The 1,048-nt window shown below is 76.5% G+C and carries 1 protein-coding gene and 1 pseudogene; one reads left to right on the top strand and one right to left on the bottom strand.

Features of this window, described 5'->3' with window-relative positions; genetic code table 11:
* Positions 1-274, top strand: a pseudogene (locus ACTMSW_RS30670) (mannitol dehydrogenase family protein); the annotation flags it as partial.
* Here the strand turns inward: ACTMSW_RS30670 and ACTMSW_RS30665 are convergent.
* A complete protein-coding gene (locus tag ACTMSW_RS30665; protein WP_441184283.1) occupies positions 271-915 on the bottom strand; it encodes a nucleoside/nucleotide kinase family protein in 645 nt (214 codons plus the stop codon). The pseudogene ACTMSW_RS30670 and the gene ACTMSW_RS30665 overlap by 4 nt on opposite strands.
* Positions 916-1,048: the final 133 nt, after the last annotated feature.

The raw sequence follows: 1,048 nt of genomic DNA, 5'->3' as shown, positions 1-1,048 counted from the left end.
GGGCGCGCTGGCCGTCGCCGCGTGGGCCCGCTACGCCGAAGGCGTCGACGAACAGGGCCGGCCCATCGAGGTCCTCGATCCGCTGCGCGAACCGCTGATGGCCGCGGCGCGCCGGCAGCGCGAGGACCCCACCGCCTTCCTGCGCGTACGGGAGGTCTTCGGCGACCTTGCCGACAACCGCCGCTTCACCGACGCCTACACCACCGCGCTGGCGTCGCTGCACGCCGTCGGCGTCCGGGCCACCCTGCGCCGAGCCACCGGCGTCGTCGGCTAGCTGTCTCCGCGATCGGCCGGCGGCGACACGAGGAGGTCGGCTCGCCCGCGCGTCCCGGCGACCAGCCGGGCGTTCGCCTCGTCCGAGCGCAGCACCCAGGCGCGCGCGTGGTCCGGATCGCGGCCGTGCGCGACGTGCCGGCGTACCAGCCGCTCGACCCGCACCCGCTCGTCGAGCTCGACGAACCAGCACTCGTCGAGGAGGGAACGCACCCGCGCCCACGGACCGTCGTCGAGCAGCAGGTAGTTGCCCTCGGTGACGACCAGCGGGCGGTCCGGGTCGACCCGCACGCCCCCGGCCACGGCCTCCTCCAGCCGACGGTCGAAGACCGGCGCGTACACCGGGTCGGCGTCCGGGCGGCGCAGCCGCTGCAGCAGCGCCACGTACCCGGCGGCGTCGAACGTGTCCGGCGCGCCCTTGCGGTCGCGGCGGCCCAGTCGCTCCAGCTCGGCGTTGGCCAGGTGGAAGCCGTCCATCGGCACCAGCACCGCGGCCGGCCCCAGCGCCCGCACCAGGCGCGCGGCGAGCGTCGACTTGCCGGCGCCGGGGGCGCCTGCGAGCCCCAGGACGCGGCGCCGGCCGATGGTCAGGGCGTGCGCGCGTCGGACCAGCTCGTCGAACGATGGCGTCCGGTGCGTCATGCCCGCGCCACGTCAAGCATCGCCCGGGTGAGGGCCACGGCCATCGGGTCGGACACCCCGGCCGTGCGCAGCCGGAAGGTGGTGATCGTGACGGCGCCGGCGCTCCACGGCACGGTGAGCGACGTGCTGGCCC

It is taken from the genome of Micromonospora sp. BQ11 (assembly GCF_052068135.1).
In the GTDB taxonomy this organism is placed as follows: Bacteria; Actinomycetota; Actinomycetes; order Mycobacteriales; family Micromonosporaceae; genus Micromonospora.
The sequence above is the reverse complement of the archived record's forward strand: the minus strand, read 5'-3'. Positions and strand labels throughout refer to the sequence as shown.

Bases quoted from the DNA above. Each gene is read 5' to 3' on its own strand.
- ACTMSW_RS30665 (WP_441184283.1), bottom strand. From the start codon at position 915: ATGACGCACCGGACGCCATCGTTCGACGAGCTGGTCCGACGCGCGCAC.